This window comes from Arhodomonas sp. KWT (assembly GCF_010993615.1).
In genome coordinates, this window is the sequence record NZ_WNXE01000907.1 from 1 (window position 1) to 683 (window position 683).

The following is a 683-nucleotide window of genomic DNA, read 5'->3' on the forward strand; positions in this document are numbered from 1 at the left end:
CCGGAGCCGGCCAGCTCGCGGAACAGCGGCAGGTTGAGCAGGATCGGCGCCGCCATGGTCGAGGTGATGATGTAGCACGGAATGCTGGGCAGGCCCATGCCGAGCACGATGGAGGCGGCCATGGTGAGTGCCAGCGTGACCAGCAGCCGGAGCATGTCGTAGGGAATCGCCTGGCCCATGGTCACGACCGCATCGGCGGCGTCCAGGGCGATACCGGTGAGCGTGGCCACGCCGACGATGATGCCCACCGCGCCGCAGGCGATGGCCACGGGGATAGCGTTACGCACACCGTCGGTCATGGCGTCGCGACAGTCGCCAACGTCCATGACCTCGGACTCCAGTGAAAGCGCGCGGCGCGCGAAGTTGACGGCCACCGGTACGGCGATGATGGCGAACAGCCACCAGCGTGCGGCCGTCATGTGCGGCAGGCTGCGACCGTCCATCCACGCCATGATCTGCGGCTCGAAGATCAGAGCCGCGAGCACCGTCGACAGGCCCACGACCAGCCGTGGCGTGCCGCAGATGAGCACGGTGGATGCAATCGACCAGAACGCGGCAAAGAACGGCGCCCGCCCATCGAAGATCAGCCACAGCAGCACGACCATGGGAATGAGCAGATGCCCGCGCTTGAGCATCACCTCCTTTACCGGCGTGAGCTCCGCGCGGTCGATGCCGGACAGGCC

The 683-nt window shown here is 67.2% G+C and carries 1 protein-coding gene; it reads right to left on the reverse strand.

Going from position 1 to position 683, the window contains the following annotated elements; translation table 11 throughout:
• Nucleotides 1-683: TRAP transporter large permease subunit (locus tag G7A99_RS23205; RefSeq protein ID WP_163144414.1), on the reverse strand; the 683-nt coding region annotated here is incomplete at both ends.